We start from the raw sequence: 15,314 nt of genomic DNA, 5'->3' as shown, positions 1-15,314 counted from the left end.
ACAATGTCTGACTACAAAGCACCCCTGCGCGACATGCGCTTCGTACTCAACGAGGTTTTTCAGGTATCCCGGCTGTGGGCGAGCATGCCCGGCCTGGCCGAGGTGATCGATGAAGAAACCGCGGCCGCGATCCTCGAAGAGGCCGGCAAGATCACCAGCGAAGTGATCGCGCCGTTGAACCGCCCAAGCGACGAACAGGGCTGCACCTGGAGCAAAGACACGGTCAACGCACCGGAGGGTTTTGCCGAGGCTTATCAGGCCTTTGCCGACGGCGGCTGGGTCGGTGTCGGCGGCGACCCGCGCTTCGGCGGCATGGGCATGCCCAAGGCCATCTCCGCGCAGGTCGAGGAAATGGTCAACGCGGCCAGCCTGTCGTTCGGCCTGTACCCGATGCTGACGGCGGGCGCCTGCCTGTCGATCAATGCCCACGCCAGCGAAGAGCTGAAGGCCGCGTACCTGCCGAACATGTACGCCGGCACCTGGACCGGTTCCATGTGCCTGACCGAAGCCCACGCCGGCACCGACCTGGGCATGATTCGCACCCGCGCCGAGCCACAGGCCGACGGCAGCTACAAGGTCACTGGCAGCAAGATTTTCATCACCGGTGGCGAGCAGGACCTGACCGAGAACATCATCCACCTGGTGCTGGCGCGCCTGCCGGATGCACCGGCGGGGCCCAAGGGCATCTCGCTGTTCCTGGTGCCCAAGGTGCTGGTCAATGCCGACGGTTCGCTGGGCGAGCGCAATTCGCTGTCCTGCGGCTCCATCGAACACAAGATGGGCATCAAGGCTTCCGCCACCTGCGTGATGAACTTCGACGGCGCCACCGGCTGGATCGTCGACGCGCCGAACAAAGGCCTGGCGGCGATGTTCACCATGATGAACTACGAGCGCCTGGGCGTGGGTATCCAGGGCCTGGCCCAGGGCGAGCGCTCTTACCAGAACGCCCTGGCGTATGCCCGGGACCGCATCCAGAGCCGTGCGCCAACCGGCGCGCAAAACAAGGACAAGGCTGCCGACCCGATCATCGTGCACCCGGATGTGCGGCGCATGCTGCTGACCATGAAAGCCTTGAACGAGGGCGGGCGAGCGTTCTCCAGCTACGTTGCGCTGCAACTGGACACCGCCAAGTACGGCGAAGACGAAGTGACTCGCAATCGTGCCCAGGAACTGGTGGCGCTGCTGACCCCGGTGGCCAAGGCCTTCCTGACCGACATGGGCCTGGAAACCACTTTGCACGGGCAGATGGTCTTCGGTGGCCACGGCTATATTCGCGAGTGGGGCCAGGAGCAACTGGTGCGTGATGTGCGCATCACCCAGATCTACGAAGGCACCAATGGCATCCAGTCCCTGGACCTGGCCGGGCGCAAGATCGTCGGCAGCGGCGGGGCGCTTTACCGACTGTTCGCTTCGGAAATTCGCAACTTCAGCGCCAATGCCGGCGCCGACCTGGGCGAGTTCACCAAGCCGCTGAACGCCGCCGTGGACGTGCTCGACGAGCTGACCGCCTGGCTGCTCGACCGCGCCCAACATAACCCGAATGAAATCGGCGCGGCCTCGGTCGAGTACCTGCACGTGTTCGGCTACACCGCGTACGCCTACATGTGGGCGCAGATGGCCAAGGCGGCACTGGGCGCGGATTCCACGGACGATTTCTACACCAGCAAACTGGCCACCGCGCGCTTCTTCTTTGCCCGACTGCTGCCGCGTATCCATTCGTTGAGCGCTTCGGTCAAGGCAGGCAGCGATTGCCTCTTTGCCTTGCAAGCCGATCAGTTCTGATAGAACAAGGACCCAAACAATGATGGCGACAAAAATAATTCCGCCCGCCGAAGGCGCTTATGCCTATCCCTTGCTGATCAAGCAATTGCTGCTCTCCGGCGTGCGCTATGAGCCGGGCAGGGAAATCGTCTACGCCGACAAAATGCGCTACAGCTACCAGACGCTCAACCAGCGCATCCGCCGCCTGGCCAACGCGCTGACTGCCGCCGGGGTCAAGGCCGGTGACACCGTGGCCTTGCTCGACTGGGACAGCCATCGCTACCTGGAATGCTTCTTCGCCGTGCCGATGATCGGCGCGGTGCTGCACACGGTGAACATTCGCCTGTCGCCGGAGCAGGTGCTGTTCACCATGAACCACGCCGAGGACGACCTGGTGCTGGTACATGACGACTTCCTGCCGCTGGTCGAGCAGATCAAGGATCGACTCACCACCGTCAAGGGCTTCCTCCAGCTTAGCGACAACGGCGCCGCCGATACCTCGCTGCCGGTCATTGGGGAGTACGAGCAACTGTTGGCCCAGGCCTCGGACCAGTACGACTTCCCCGATTTCGACGAGAACTCGGTGGCGACGCTGTTCTACACCACCGGCACCACGGGCGACCCGAAAGGGGTGTACTTCAGCCACCGGCAACTGGTGCTGCACACCCTCAACGCCGTCGGCACCCTGGGGGTTTATCAGGGCCAGCCGCTGCTGCGCTCCGACGACGTCTACATGCCGATCACCCCGATGTTCCACGTGCATGCCTGGGGCGTGCCTTATGTGGCGACCTTGATGGGGCTCAAGCAGGTTTATCCCGGCCGTTACGAACCCAACAGCCTGGTGCGCCTGTTCCGCGAGGAAAAGGTCAGCTTCTCCCATTGCGTGCCGACCATTTTGCAAATGATCCTGAACTGCGAGGAGGGTTCCAAGGGCCGCTTCGACGGCTGGAAAATCCTCATCGGCGGCAGCGCATTGCCTTTGGGCCTCGCCACTGAAGCCAGCGCCAGAGGCATGCTGATGCACGCCGGTTACGGCATGTCGGAAACCTGCCCGCTGTTATGCCTGACCTATCTGCGCGATGAAGAACTGGCAAAACCGATGGCGCAGCAGCTGCCAAACCGGATCAAGACCGGCACGCCAATCCCGCTGGTCGACCTGAAAATCATCGACGCCAATGGCAATGACGTCGCCCATGACGGAGAGTCCCAGGGCGAAATCGTGGTGCGCGCGCCGTGGCTGACCCAGGGCTATTTGAAATCAGCGGAAAAAGGCGCCGAACTCTGGGAGGGCGGCTGGCTGCACACCGGCGACATGGCTTCGATCGACCCGCAGGGCGGCGTGGAGATCAAGGACCGGATCAAGGACGTGATCAAGACCGGCGGCGAGTGGATCAGCTCCCTGGAGCTGGAAAGCCTGATCAGCGAACACCCGGCGGTGATGTCGGTCGCGGTGGTGGGCATTGCCGATGAGCAATGGGGCGAACGCCCGATGGCCATGGTGGTGTGCGAGGCGGGGCAATACCTGGACCGCAAAGTGCTGGAAGCGCACCTGCAAGCCTTCGTCGACGGCGGGCGCATCAACAAATGGGCGATCCCCAAGCAGTTCAAGTTCGTCACCGAAATCCCCAAGACCAGCGTTGGCAAGATCAACAAGAAGCTGATTCGCGAGACTGAGTCGGGCTGACCCTTGTGGGAGCGTGTCGTTCACAGCTCTTGTTGTCGACCAATAAACCTGTGGGAGCGAGCTTGCTCGCGATGGCTGCTTAACATTCAACATTGATATTGACTGACACACCGCCATCGCGAGCAAGCTCGCTCCCACAGGGATTTGTGTCGGTCATGGGGTTTGTGGTGAACCAATGAAACAGTGGGAATGGGCTGAAACATTGACGAAACAAAGCGCCCGTATCATCCGCACCAACAAATCAGAAGGGACTAACGATGAATCGGCCATCGAGAAGCTTGCGCAAACTGCTTGACTCCGTCGCCAGCAACAATGAAGCGGCGGCGCTGGACGTGATGCGGGCCAGCGAGCAGCTCAAGGACGAGGTTTTGCGTCAAAGGCTGCTCAACCTGATTCATCGCCTCAACCAGGACGCCATCGACTTGCGCATGGCGCGAGACGAGATCCAGGGCGGCGTCATCAAACTCGCCTGACCGCTCCACCGCATTCCCCCACAGACTCAGGTCACGGATGATTCAGAGGTGCCCGAAATTCAGCGGGTACTCGATCACGATGTAAATCCGGTCGATATCATCCCCGGCCTGGGCGCTGTTGGCCCGATGGGTCACATGGGACAACTTCACAGACAAATCCTTGGCCAGGCCCGATTGCACGACGTAGTGCAGATCGATGTCCCGCTCCCAATGGCGTCCGCCATCCCCCTGTTGCGGCACGAACTGGCCGGTATCCGGATCGAACGGGTTGTACGCTCCCCCTTGCGGCGCATGGGTGCCGTCAATGCCGCGCCCGGTCACATAACGGCTCATGAACGTCAAACCGGGGAAACCGAAGGCGCCCAGGTCGAGGTCGTAGCGGGCCTGCCACGAGCGTTCGCCGGGGCCGTTGAAGTCGGCGTATTTGATTGAGTTGGCAAGGTAGATCGAATCGCCACCGACAAAGTCGAACGGCGTGTCACCGTGGATTTTCTGATAAGCCAGGGTGAAGCCCTGGGCCCCGACCTTGTATTTGCCCGACAGGCTATAAGCGGTGTTATCAATCGCCCCGGCCGCCGCGTCGCCGTAATCCCGGGTGTGGTAGACATTGCCGTCGAGAAAGAACCCGGATTGCGTCAGATGCAGGTTGGCGTAGTACTGGCGCCAGGTTTCGCTCAGCTGCGACGCGTACAGCGCACCGCCCACTGGCCGGTCTTCGAACAACTGGGCGCCGAGGAAGCTGATGCCGCCGTTGTCGGTGCTCGCCCCGTAGCCGGTGAAGTCACCTTTGCCGGTCGAGGCGTCCTGGTTCTTGAAGGCGGTGAAATGCCCGGCCTGCACATGCACATCGTCAAGCTCACGGCTGTCGAGCAGAAAGCCCGTGGCGTATTCCGGTTGCAGGCGTTTGTCGGCGGTGTCGAACACCGGGGTTTCCACGGTCATTTCACCGTAGGCCAGGGTGGTTTTCGATGTACGTAGTTTCAACGCGCCACCGGCGCTGGAGTAGTTGCTGTCACTGCGCCCCTGGGAGTCCAGCGGCAGCAAACCGGTACCTGAATGCCCCTTGCCGCCATCGAGTTTCAACCCGAGAAAACCGTGGGCGTCGACACCGAAGCCAACGGTGCCAGGCGTAAAGCCGGAGGTAAACGAAGCGATGAAACCCTGCGCCCATTCCTGTTTGTAGTTCTTGTTCGCAGGGGAAGGGGATCGGTAGTCACTTTGCAGGAAGAAGTTGCGGTTCAGCACGTTGAGTGCCGAGCCTTCCATGAAGCCTTGCGCTTCAGGTTCGTCGGCCAGGGTTGTCCCGGTGGCGGCCGGGATGAGTAGAAGCAGCCAGTAAGTGGCTCGCGGATCAATTGGCATGAGCGAGATATTCCAGTGCCAGCCAGGTACATGGCGGAGCGGGTATTGTCCTGGCTATCTGGAACAGAGCGATTGTATGAATGTGCCGAGTCTGTAGGAGCGAGCTTGCTCGCGATGGTCGCCAACGATTACGCCGGCGGCCTGACACCCCGTGGCGATCTCGGGTTCATCGCGAGCAGGCTCGCTCCTACAGTTCCGGCGCCGAACTACACTTTTTCGATAGTCCTGACGGGAACTATCTATGCCGGCACCATATCGTTCAGGTTCAAGACTTCGTTCCCTTAAGGCGCGTATGAATATGCGCCCGCGGCAGACCGTGTTCGTGTTTTTTGCGGTGGTGTTCGCGGTGACATTGGTCCTGGCCGCCCGGCAGTATTTCCTGGGTTTCGAGCGTCAGGTCGATCAGCGCGAACACCGCCTGCAGTTGCACGCGATTGCCGTCGACATGACCATCGATAACGGCAAGAACCAGTTGCGCCTGTTGCGCAACGTCGCCGAACGCCTGTTGCAGGACGAGCAGGAGGCGCCAGGTGATGCAGAACTTGATCCCGCTCTGCAACAGGCATTGCAAGCACGCGGGAACCCGGTTTGGGGAGTGTCTGTATCGCCCGTCGATGCCCCGGTGCGTGCCATCGGCGATGAGCAACTGGCGGCGATTCCCGGTCTGTTTCGCGACACCCGGACGTTACGCCAGGACCTGATCCTGTCCCGCGCGTTGAGCCAGATGTTTCCGGCGCAATATGAGGCAAAGCGCTACATCGAGCATGTGCTGTATGTGTCGACCACCGGGCTGGTGGTCGCTTATCCACGGATTCCCGATGAAAAACTGCCGGCCGTGCTGAAGGCGTTTGCCGCCTCGCGACTCTTGCATCCCCGCGCGGATAGCACCAACGCGACCGATGTTGCCTTCGTGGCCATTGAGGCCCGGCAGGTTTTCCTCGGTGCTCGCCTGTTGCTCACCACGCCGGTGCTTTTCAATGGCGTGCCACGGGGCGCCATCGTTTTCGAGGTATTGCAGCAAAGACTGCAGGATTACCTGTATGCCGGGACACCGCCCGAAGAATTGCATGTGCTGCTCGACCCCCATGGCTCGTTGATTGCCTCCAATCAGGAAACCTTCAGCAACCAGGAAGGCAACTGGCTCAAGACCCTGCCCGAGACGGTGGCCGGTTTATCCATGCCGGCCATGCTCCAGACCGGTAAAGGTGTGCTGCGCGGCGGCGACAGCGTGTTTTTCTATCGGGTCCTGCACGATTCCGGGTTGCTGTTGCTCAACAAGGTGCCGATCAACGAGCTGCGTTGGTCGGTGATCGCGCAGTTCAGTTCGATATTCATCTTCGTCTGGTTATCGCTTGGCGCATTGCTGGTCATGACGCTGTACGTCGTCGATCACTTGCTGCTCAACCAGATGCTGTTGAACGCCCGACTCAGAGAGCTGGGGCTGGTGGATGCGCTAACGCAGCTGGCCAACCGACGTCGCCTGCAAGCGGATTTCAAGGGTTTGGTCAGGCGTCTTCAGGGCAAGCAACCCATAGCCCTGCTGTTGATCGACATCGACCGGTTCAAGGACATCAATGACAATTGGGGGCACTCCACGGGCGATGAAGTGCTCAAACATCTGGCGACCCTGTGCCGCGCACTGGTCCGCCCTCATGACCTGGTGGCGCGCTTCGGTGGTGAAGAATTTTGCGTGATGCTGCCAGCGACCACCCTGCACGATGCCAGCCGGATTGCCGAGAAGCTGCGCAGCGGGATCGAACAGTCGGTGTGCCTGCCGGATCCGGTGATGATGCTGGCGACCGCACCTTCAAGGGAGGTTCGGCTGACGGTGTCGATCGGCGTGGCGGAGCTGGGGGCCGATCAGGTCGTTGACCTTGAAGCGCTGGTGGCCAAGGCCGACCGCCGCTTGTACGCGGCCAAGCAGAATGGCCGGAATCAGGTGGTCAGCGATGACAGTCAGCTCTCTGAATGAGCGCCTGAATGCGTTGTGTCAACGCGGCAATCCGTTCAACCGATTCAGCTGTATCGCCCTCGAAACAGGGGTTGACCACCTGTCTCCCGGGGGTGATTTCGTTTTGACATATCAAGGGGCAGAACTTTACTTACGCGACACGTCCGGTGGGCATTCGAGCGCAGTCGCCGGCCGTCTGAAGCTGGCCGTCTGATGCTGATGTCGCCAACGCGAGTCGGGCCTGTGCTTTTGGACGTCCTCGACCATCAACCTGACAAGGATCGATGCCAATATGCATGCCGCTCGCGTGAACACATGTTCAATGATCAACGCTCTATTGCTGGTGCTCTGTTCGTTGTTGGCACTGGCCGGAGCATTCGGTATCCGCAGCGCATACAGCGCCGACGTTCTGTATATAGGCGATGCCGCCGACAAGACCGTCAAGCGATTCGATGCCGTATCGGGGGCTTTCCTCGATAGCGACCTCGATCCAACAAATAACCCTGATGCATTTGTGCGTGCAAAAAGCGGCGGGCTGTCCGGCCCCCGGGGCATGTTCGTGGACGGCAAGCAATTGGTTGTCGCGAACGAGAATGTCGATACCAGGGATGCCGGTTCTGTCCTGCGCTATAACCTAGACACGGGCGCCTTTCTGGGGGCCTGGGTTGCTTCGACGGACAAAAATGCCCCGTTCGCACCCTTTGGCATCGTCCGCGAGACGTTCCCGGCACCGGTGCTTTATGTCGGCAGCAGCGTGTCCAGTCGAGGAAACTCGCCGGGAAAGCTCTTGACCTACAACTCGACCGGCACATTTCTGGCCGCCTTTCGCAGTGCGTCGTCACACGGTGAGTTTCATCCTCGGGGCATTGTGTTCGGCCCTGACGGGCTGATCTACGTTTCGGTGCAGAGCCTGAAGACTGACGGTTTGGGCGGGCAAGTCATGCGTTTTGCAGCTGACGGCAAATTCCTCGGGGCCTTTATCTCCGACAAGGGCGGATTGGGGCAGTTGAATCGGCCAGAGGGGTTGGTTTTTGGCCCCGACGGGCGTCTGTACGTCACCAGCTTCAGGGCCAACTCCAACGATACGGACTCGATCCGCATTTACGATCAGACCGGCAAATTCGTCGACAAGATCAATCTCTATGAACCGGGCAAGGACCGCGTTTTCGCCCAGGCGTTGTTGTTCGGGCCGGAAAAGAAACTGTTCGTGCCCATCACCAACACCGGGGAGGTCCGGCGCTACGACGTGGTGAGCAAGCAATACCTGTTGTTTGTCCCGCCGACCAAGACGGGCGGACCGCTGCGTGAGCCCTGGTATTTGACCTTTGGCGCGACCGACGCGAAAACCTTGAGTTATCAGGAGGTCCCTGCGGGCGGGCCGAATCTGGTGCGGTGTTTCTGCGGTGATGGCACGGTTATCGAGCGCTGCGCGACGCTGGATTGCGCTTCCGGTGCGGAACAGGACGCGATCTGTGGTCCGGCCTGCGAACCTCAGGGCGGTGAAGCGGCGACAGCGTGCTTTGAGCAAGATCCCCAGTGCGCGGTCCAGCAACAATCACCCGCCGCCGGTGGCCTGGGCACAAGGCAACCGGCTGCTCCGCTCGGGCGTTGAGAGCACTGGCGCAAGGGCGATGGCTTGAAGGACAGCATCGCCCTTGATGTCGGGAGGGACAGAAGGCTTGATTTCAGGAACTCTGGTGCCGAGTCGCCTGCCAGCAGATGAGCGATCCGACGGTCACCAGCACCGCGCCCTGCCAGAATTGCGCCGTCAATTGAGCCCCCAGCCAGAGCGCGGCAAAGGCTGAAGACAGCACGGGGGCCGAGTAGGACGCGGTAGCCAGCAGGGTGAGGTTGCCGCGCAAAATGCCGATGTTCCATAGCGCATAGCCGCCCGCCATGGCGACACCGGCGGCCACCAGTTGCAGGCTGGCACCCAGGGTAAACGCGGGAAGCACTTCGCTGCTGAGGGCCTGCTTCAACCAGATGACGCAGGCGGTGAGGATGAAAAACAGCACCACCAGGCTTTGCCCGCCGGCGTAGCGGCGAGTGACATTGCAGTACAGCGCGAAGGTGATCGCACAGGCCAGGGCAAGGCTGTAACTCAGGGGGTTGGAGGCCACGTTGGCGACGATGCCGGGCAGCGATAACCCGTCGCCGCTGACCACCCACAAGATGCCGAACAGCGCCAGGGCCGTGCCTGGAACGATGATCCAGCGCGCCTTTTGCCCGTTCATAATGATCGCCAACAACACGGTCAGGCAGGGCCAGAGGTAATTGACCACGCCCAGTTCGATGGCCTGGTTGCGATTGCTGGCGTAACCCAGGGCCAGCGACAGGCACACCTCGTAAGCCACGAAGAGTGCGGTGCCCAGGACCAGATAGATCCTGGGCGTCGAGCGCAGGCGCGGTCTTCCCAGCAAGGCCAGCAGCATGATCGCGCCCAATGAATAGATCAGTGCGGCACCGCCCAAAGGGCCGAAGATTTCGCTGACGCTCCTGATCAGCCCCGCAGCGGTACTCCACAAAAGGATTGCCACCAAACCACACGCCGTGGCGGCACGTTCACCTGTGATCCGCATCTTTCCCTCACGCCAAAAGGGTGGGGAGTCTACGGGAATTGCCCAGGCCCAAGCGAACATTCGCCGGGTTGCCGGGCCCGAATCACTGCACCTGCGGCTGCAACAGAATGGCAACCAGTGAATCGGCAATCTCCTGCAGCCGTTGCGGGTCCTGGTAAAGCCGTTCGATCACGACAATCCCCCGCGTCTGGCTAACCACCAGTCGTGCTGCGGCGACGGGGTCCAGGGCCAGGCGCTGCTGTGCGTCTTCGGTGGTAAACCGTTCCACGAGCAAGGCCTCCAGGCCATCGAGCAAACCGCGCAAGGCCTGGCGAATCGGCTCGCTGTTGGCGGCTTCGTCGATGGCGGTCTTGGTGGTCAGGCAACCTCTTGGTGGGGTGCCCTGGGTCATGGAATCGATGGTGTAGGCGAAAAAGGCCTTCAGTGCGCGGTCCAGATGCGGCTCGTCCAAGGCTTCGCGCGCGGCGGCCAGGAAACGCGCCTGGTAGCGGGCAAACACCTCGAGGAACAGCGCCTGTTTGTCACCGTAGGCGTTGTATAGCGAACCGCGCAGCACTCCGGTGGCCTCCGCCAGTTGCGGCATCGACGTCGCCCCGAAGCCCTGGCGCCAGAACAGCTCCATGGCCAGGTCCAGGGTCTGTTCTTCGTTGAATTGACGTACTCCCGCCATGTCGATCGTCCTGTGTGAAGGTTGTGAGGAGATCTTGACATGCCTGTCAAACATGTCAACACTGCCAAACATGACAGGCCTGTCAAAGATGACGGGCGCACCTTGCACCTCGATGCCGGAACACCGAAGGAGTACCCATGCGCAGTACACAACCCCACCCGTTACATGCAGTCCTTGCCGGACTCTGCGCCAGCCTGGTTGGCATAGGCCTGGCGCGTTTTGCCTATACGCCGCTGGTCCCGGCGTTGATCGAAGCTCACTGGTTCGCCGCCAACGAAGTGATTTACCTGGGCGCAGCGAATCTGGTCGGTTACCTTGCCGGCGCCTTCTGCGGCCGCCCGCTGGCACGGATGTTCACGGCAAAACGCAGCCTGCAATGGATGATGCTGCTGGTCGCGCTTGCGTTCTTTGCCTGCGCGCTGCCGTTGTCGATCCTGTGGTTTTTCACCTGGCGTTTTGTCTCCGGCCTGGCCGGGGGCGTGATCATGGTGCTGGCCGCCGGCACGGTGTTGCCGTATCTGCCGGGGGCGCGCAAGGGGCTGGCCAGCGGTGCGATTTTCCTCGGCCTGGGATTGGGGATCGCCGCCTCGGGCACAGTGGTTCCGCTGCTGCTGGAGCTGGGGTTGCGCGAGACCTGGATCGGCCTGGGGCTGATTGCGCTGCTGCTTACCGCGATCAGTTGGACGGGCTGGCCGCAAGCCGTTGCGCCTGCCGCAGCAAAGGTGTCTGAAACCAGTACTGCTTCTGCGGGGCTGGGGCTGGTCTATGTGCATTACGCCTTGACCGCCGTGATTTTGGTTCCGGCGATGCTGTTTCTGGTCGATTACGTGGCCAGGGGGCTGCAGTGGGGCACCCATTCCGCCGCCAACCTTTGGGTCGTGTATGGCCTCGGAGCCATCGCGGGGCCGGTGGCCTACGGTGCATTGGTCGACCGTATCGGCCCGGCGGCCACCAATCGCGTGGCGATGATTGGCCAGGTGCTCGCCATCAGTGTTCTGGCGCTATCGACCCAAACGATATTGCTGGTGCCGGCCATCTTCGTCATTGGCAGCTTTCCACCGGGCATTGTGCCCATCACTCTCGCACGGGTGCAGCAACTGGCCAGGGATCCGGTCGCCCAAGGGGCTGTCTGGAGCCGCGCCACCATCATTTTTGCCTTGTTCCAGGCACTGGCCGGTTACGCCTACTCGTGGTTGTTTGCCAGCACCCATGGCAACCACGTGCTGCTGTTCTGCATTGGTGGCGCGGCGGCTGTTCTGGCGCTGTTGAGCGAGGCCTTGTGGCTGGCGATGCGGGCTTTCGGGCGTCGTGAAGCAATGGGCTGATTGTCGCGACGTTGTTCCCTCGACGTTGTTCCCTCGACGTTTTTACCGGCTATGCCCCCCAGGATTCCCCGTCCTGGCGGGCCACGGGATTGGCCGACAGGTAGCGACTGACCGCATCCTCCACGGTCGGGAAGAACGCCGTTTCGCCGAGCTTCTCGAACAACCCGAAGCGCTTGAGTTTGTCCTTGACCGGGTCCTTCATCTCGGCCAGGCACAGCTTGATACCCGCCGCGTGCAGGGTGTCGTCCAGTTCGGCCAGCATGTCGGCGGAGGTCACGTCCACGCTGGTGATGGGTTCTGCCGCAATGATCAGCCAACGCACCGGCGTTGGTGATGCGGCCAGGGCGTCGAGGATGCGGTCATGGAACAATTCGGCATTGGCGAAAAACAGCGAGGCGTCCCAGCGAAACAACACCAGGCCGGGAATCAGGCGGGCATCCGGATAGCGCTGGATGTCGTGGAAACCCTTGACCCCCTTGGCCTCGCCCAACACGGCGGAGTAGGGCCGCCAGCCATCCCAGAGAAATTCGATTACGGCAATCAGGATGGCGATGCCGATGCCTTCGATTGCACCAAACACGGCCACGCCAATGGTGCAGACGATCGACAACCAGAATTCCCAGCGCTGGATACGATAGATGCGTCGCAGGTCGGTAACTTCGATCAGGCCAATGGCCGAGGCAATCACCACCGCGGCCAGCGCGCTACTGGGCAGGTTCTCCAGCAGGTTCGGCGCGACCATCAGCAACACGGCGACAGCCAGTGCGCCAACCACGCCGGTCAACTGGGTTTTCGAGCCCGCGGCCTCGGCCACCGGGGTGCGTGAAGAACTGCTGCTGATGGGGAAACCCTGGAAAAATCCGGCCGCCAGATTGGCAATACCCAGGCCGGCCATTTCCTGGTTCGGGTCGACATAGGTGCGGGTTCGCGCCGCATAGACCCGGGACAGCACGCTGGTGTCGGCGAACGAAACCAGGGCGACGGCACAGCCGCCAATCACGACCGGGACGATATCTTCGCGGGTGATCCACGGGATGGCGAACAGCGGCAAGCCTTGTGGAAGTTGCCCGAGCACCGATACACCGGCCCGTGCCGCAAGGTCCAGCATGCCCACGACAACAGTCGCGCCCGCCACGGCGATCAGGATGCCAGGGATGCGCTTGTTGCTCTTGAGTGAAAGGATCACCACCAGCGTGGCCGCGCCCACCAGGAAGGCGGTCCAGTTGGCCTTGCCCTCCATGATCGCCGTGGCGATGGCCCACAGGTTTCGCAAGGGGCCGGCGGAGTCGATGGAAAAACCGAAGATCTTCGGCAGTTGGCTGATCAGCACCGTCAGCGCGATCCCGTTCATGTAGCCGTAACGGATCGGCTTGGACAGCAGTTCGGTAATGAAGCCCAGGCGTGCGATGCCCGCCAGGATGCACACCACGCCCGAGACGATCGCCATCATGCTGGCCAAGGCGACGGCGCGAGCGGGGTCGCCACCGGACAGCGGCAGGATGACGGCGAGGATAACCGCCGCCAGTGAGGAATCCGGCCCCAGCACCAGGATCCGGCTGGGGCCGAACAGTGCGTAGGCGAGCAGGGGAACGATGGTTGCGTAGAGGCCATAGATGCCAGGCACACCCGAAGCCACGGCATAGGCGATGCCCACTGGAACCAGCATCGTGGTGAGCACCAGGCCGGCCATGATGTCGTGGCGCAACCAGGCCAGCCGGTATTCGCGCAGCGTTTTAAGCCCGGGGAGCCAACGACTCCAGCCGGTGCTGGGGCCGCTGCCCCGGTGTGCGATGCGACCTGGTTCTGATACTTGCGGCGAGGAATCCGGTTGGCTCATGGCGCTGTGGTCCTTTACCTGACAAGGCGAACAACTAGACGTTAGCTCAATCGCGCAACTTGTTTGTCACTTGAGGGTCAATTCCACAGCCGAAACTTCCGGCGGCAGTACCGCTGAAGCTCAGGGTGTCTTGAAAATGAAACATAAATGTCATTTGGAAACATTTTTGTAATATTTCATTCTTATGATCGAGAAAGGTTCTTACCAAGGTTGTCGGTCTCATGCGTCGAGCGGTTTTCAATCAAAAAGGAGGCGTTGGCAAATCAAGCATCGCCTGCAATCTCGCGGCGGTCAGTGCCGCGGAGGGCTACAGGACGTTGCTGGTGGATCTCGATCCACAGGCCAACTCGACCCACTATCTGACAGGGCTGACAGGCGATGACATTCCCATGGGGATCGCCGATTTCTTCAAGCAGACCCTGTCCAGCGGCCCGGCCAGCAAGAAGAACCGGGTAGCCATCACCGATACCCGCTACAACAATCTGCATCTGGTCACGGCCAGCCGCGAACTGGCGGATCTGCAGGCAAAGCTCGAGGCGAAGTTCAAGATCAACAAGCTGCGCAAGTTGCTGGTCGAGCTTTCCGAGGATTACGAACGCATTTACATCGATACGCCGCCGTCGCTGAACTTCTATACCTACAGTGCGCTGATTGCCGCCGAGCGGGTACTGATTCCGTTCGACTGCGACAGCTTTTCCCGCCAGGCGCTGTACAACGTCATCGCGCAAGTGAGCGAGTTGCGGGCCGATCACAACGAGTCGCTGATCGTGGAAGGGGTGGTGGTCAATCAGTTCGAGGCACGCGCCAGTTTTCACAAGACGCTGATCGACGAACTGGTGGCCGAGGGCTTGCCGGTGTTGCCCGACTATCTGAGCAGCACGGTCAAGATGCGTGAATCCCACGAAGCCTCGGTGCCGATGATCCATCTGGCGCCACGGCATAAGCTTTCACTGGAGTTCGTGAACCTGTTTTCGGCTTTGGAACAAGCCAGCTGATTCGGAAGCCACCCATCATGAAGCTATTGCACGTCGATGCCAGTCCGAAAGGCGAGCGATCCAATTCGCGAGCGCTCGCCCGTCACTTCATCGCGTGCCTGCGCGAACAGAATGTCGAACTCGAAATCGACTATCTGGACTTGGTGCAGCATCCACCCAAGCCTGTCGACGAGTCATTCACCGTCGCCACCTATACGCCCTCGGCACAACGGACGGAGGCCATGGAGCAAACCCTGGCGTCGTCCACGGCATTGTGCCGGCGCGTGCTGGACGCCGACGCGTTGCTGTTCGCCATGCCGATGCACAACTTCTCCTATCCGTCGGTGTTCAAGGCGTTCATCGACAACATCATTCGTGCTGAATTGACCTATGTCGTCGACAGTGGCGGCCAGTACATCGGTCAACTGGGCAAACAGAAGACCCTGTTCATCACCACCCGAGGCACGGACATGCGTGAGGGCATGCCATTGGCGCATATGGATGCGCTGACCCCGTCGCTCAATGCGGCCTTCGGTTTCATTGGTGTTCGGGAACCGTCGTTCGTCAATGCGCAGCCAGTGCAATTTGCAGCAGCCGAGGAACGGGAAAAAGCGCTGGAAAGAGCCCGTATCGAGTTACTGGAAGTGGCTCGTAAATGGGCGGCAGAAACCCTGTAGGAGCGAGCCTGCTCGCGATGG

Annotated in this window: 12 protein-coding genes; 8 read left to right on the top strand and 4 right to left on the bottom strand. The window is 61.1% G+C overall.

The window, feature by feature from the left end:
* The first annotated feature begins 3 nt into the window (after positions 1-3).
* The 3 genes from ABTV29_RS16220 (at position 4) to ABTV29_RS16210 (ending at position 3,918) form a co-directional block, all read left to right on the top strand.
* Positions 4-1,782 (top strand): acyl-CoA dehydrogenase C-terminal domain-containing protein, encoded by a 1,779-nt coding sequence (locus tag ABTV29_RS16220; protein ID WP_433765410.1) that lies wholly within the window; start codon positions 4-6, stop codon positions 1,780-1,782.
* 19 nt (positions 1,783-1,801) lie between these two features.
* Positions 1,802-3,445: a fatty acid--CoA ligase gene (locus ABTV29_RS16215; RefSeq protein ID WP_433765409.1), complete on the top strand. Its 1,644-nt coding sequence runs from the start codon at positions 1,802-1,804 to the stop codon at positions 3,443-3,445.
* 257 nt (positions 3,446-3,702) lie between these two features.
* On the top strand, positions 3,703-3,918 hold the full coding sequence (locus ABTV29_RS16210; protein ID WP_110962759.1) for a hypothetical protein: 216 nt from the start codon (positions 3,703-3,705) through the stop codon (positions 3,916-3,918).
* Between the two features lie 42 nt (positions 3,919-3,960).
* Here ABTV29_RS16210 and ABTV29_RS16205 read toward each other — a convergent pair whose 3' ends face one another.
* A complete protein-coding gene (locus ABTV29_RS16205; protein ID WP_433765407.1) occupies positions 3,961-5,280 on the bottom strand; it encodes an OprD family porin in 1,320 nt (439 codons plus the stop codon).
* Between the two features lie 292 nt (positions 5,281-5,572).
* Here ABTV29_RS16205 and ABTV29_RS16200 point away from each other — a divergent pair, with 292 nt between their 5' ends.
* Both ABTV29_RS16200 and ABTV29_RS16195 read left to right on the top strand, forming a co-directional pair.
* A complete protein-coding gene (locus tag ABTV29_RS16200; protein ID WP_433765405.1) occupies positions 5,573-7,252 on the top strand; it encodes a diguanylate cyclase in 1,680 nt (559 codons plus the stop codon).
* A 271-nt stretch (positions 7,253-7,523) separates the two neighbouring features.
* Positions 7,524-8,843 (top strand): hypothetical protein, encoded by a 1,320-nt coding sequence (locus ABTV29_RS16195; RefSeq protein WP_433765403.1) that lies wholly within the window; start codon positions 7,524-7,526, stop codon positions 8,841-8,843.
* Positions 8,844-8,916: 73 nt separating this feature from the next.
* On the opposite strand, the gene yddG is transcribed toward ABTV29_RS16195, so the two are convergent.
* Positions 8,917-9,810 carry an aromatic amino acid DMT transporter YddG gene (yddG, locus tag ABTV29_RS16190; RefSeq protein WP_433765401.1) on the bottom strand — a complete coding sequence of 298 codons (894 nt, stop codon included), beginning with the start codon at positions 9,808-9,810 and terminating at the stop codon, positions 8,917-8,919.
* An 82-nt stretch (positions 9,811-9,892) separates the two neighbouring features.
* Positions 9,893-10,480 carry a TetR/AcrR family transcriptional regulator gene (locus ABTV29_RS16185; protein ID WP_433765399.1) on the bottom strand — a complete coding sequence of 196 codons (588 nt, stop codon included), beginning with the start codon at positions 10,478-10,480 and terminating at the stop codon, positions 9,893-9,895.
* Between the two features lie 137 nt (positions 10,481-10,617).
* On the opposite strand from ABTV29_RS16185, the gene ABTV29_RS16180 reads away from it, so the two are divergent.
* On the top strand, positions 10,618-11,805 hold the full coding sequence (locus tag ABTV29_RS16180; RefSeq protein ID WP_433765397.1) for a YbfB/YjiJ family MFS transporter: 1,188 nt from the start codon (positions 10,618-10,620) through the stop codon (positions 11,803-11,805).
* 49 nt (positions 11,806-11,854) lie between these two features.
* Here the strand turns inward: ABTV29_RS16180 and ABTV29_RS16175 are convergent, their stop codons facing one another.
* Complete coding sequence (locus ABTV29_RS16175) at positions 11,855-13,642, bottom strand: SulP family inorganic anion transporter (protein ID WP_433765396.1); 1,788 nt, start codon at positions 13,640-13,642, stop codon at positions 11,855-11,857.
* Between the two features lie 221 nt (positions 13,643-13,863).
* Between ABTV29_RS16175 and ABTV29_RS16170 the strand changes: the two genes are divergently transcribed.
* Together ABTV29_RS16170 and ABTV29_RS16165 are read left to right on the top strand one after the other, a co-directional pair.
* Entirely contained in the window at positions 13,864-14,637 is a 774-nt protein-coding gene (locus ABTV29_RS16170) for a ParA family protein (RefSeq protein ID WP_433765394.1), read from the top strand.
* 17 nt (positions 14,638-14,654) lie between these two features.
* Positions 14,655-15,293 (top strand): FMN-dependent NADH-azoreductase, encoded by a 639-nt coding sequence (locus tag ABTV29_RS16165; RefSeq protein WP_433765392.1) that lies wholly within the window; start codon positions 14,655-14,657, stop codon positions 15,291-15,293.
* Positions 15,294-15,314 lie beyond the last annotated feature (21 nt).

Origin of the sequence: Pseudomonas putida, assembly GCF_050989985.1 — a bacterium.
Lineage (GTDB): Bacteria > Pseudomonadota > Gammaproteobacteria > Pseudomonadales > Pseudomonadaceae > Aquipseudomonas > Aquipseudomonas putida_AI.
The sequence above is the reverse complement of the archived record's forward strand: the minus strand, read 5'-3'. Positions and strand labels throughout refer to the sequence as shown.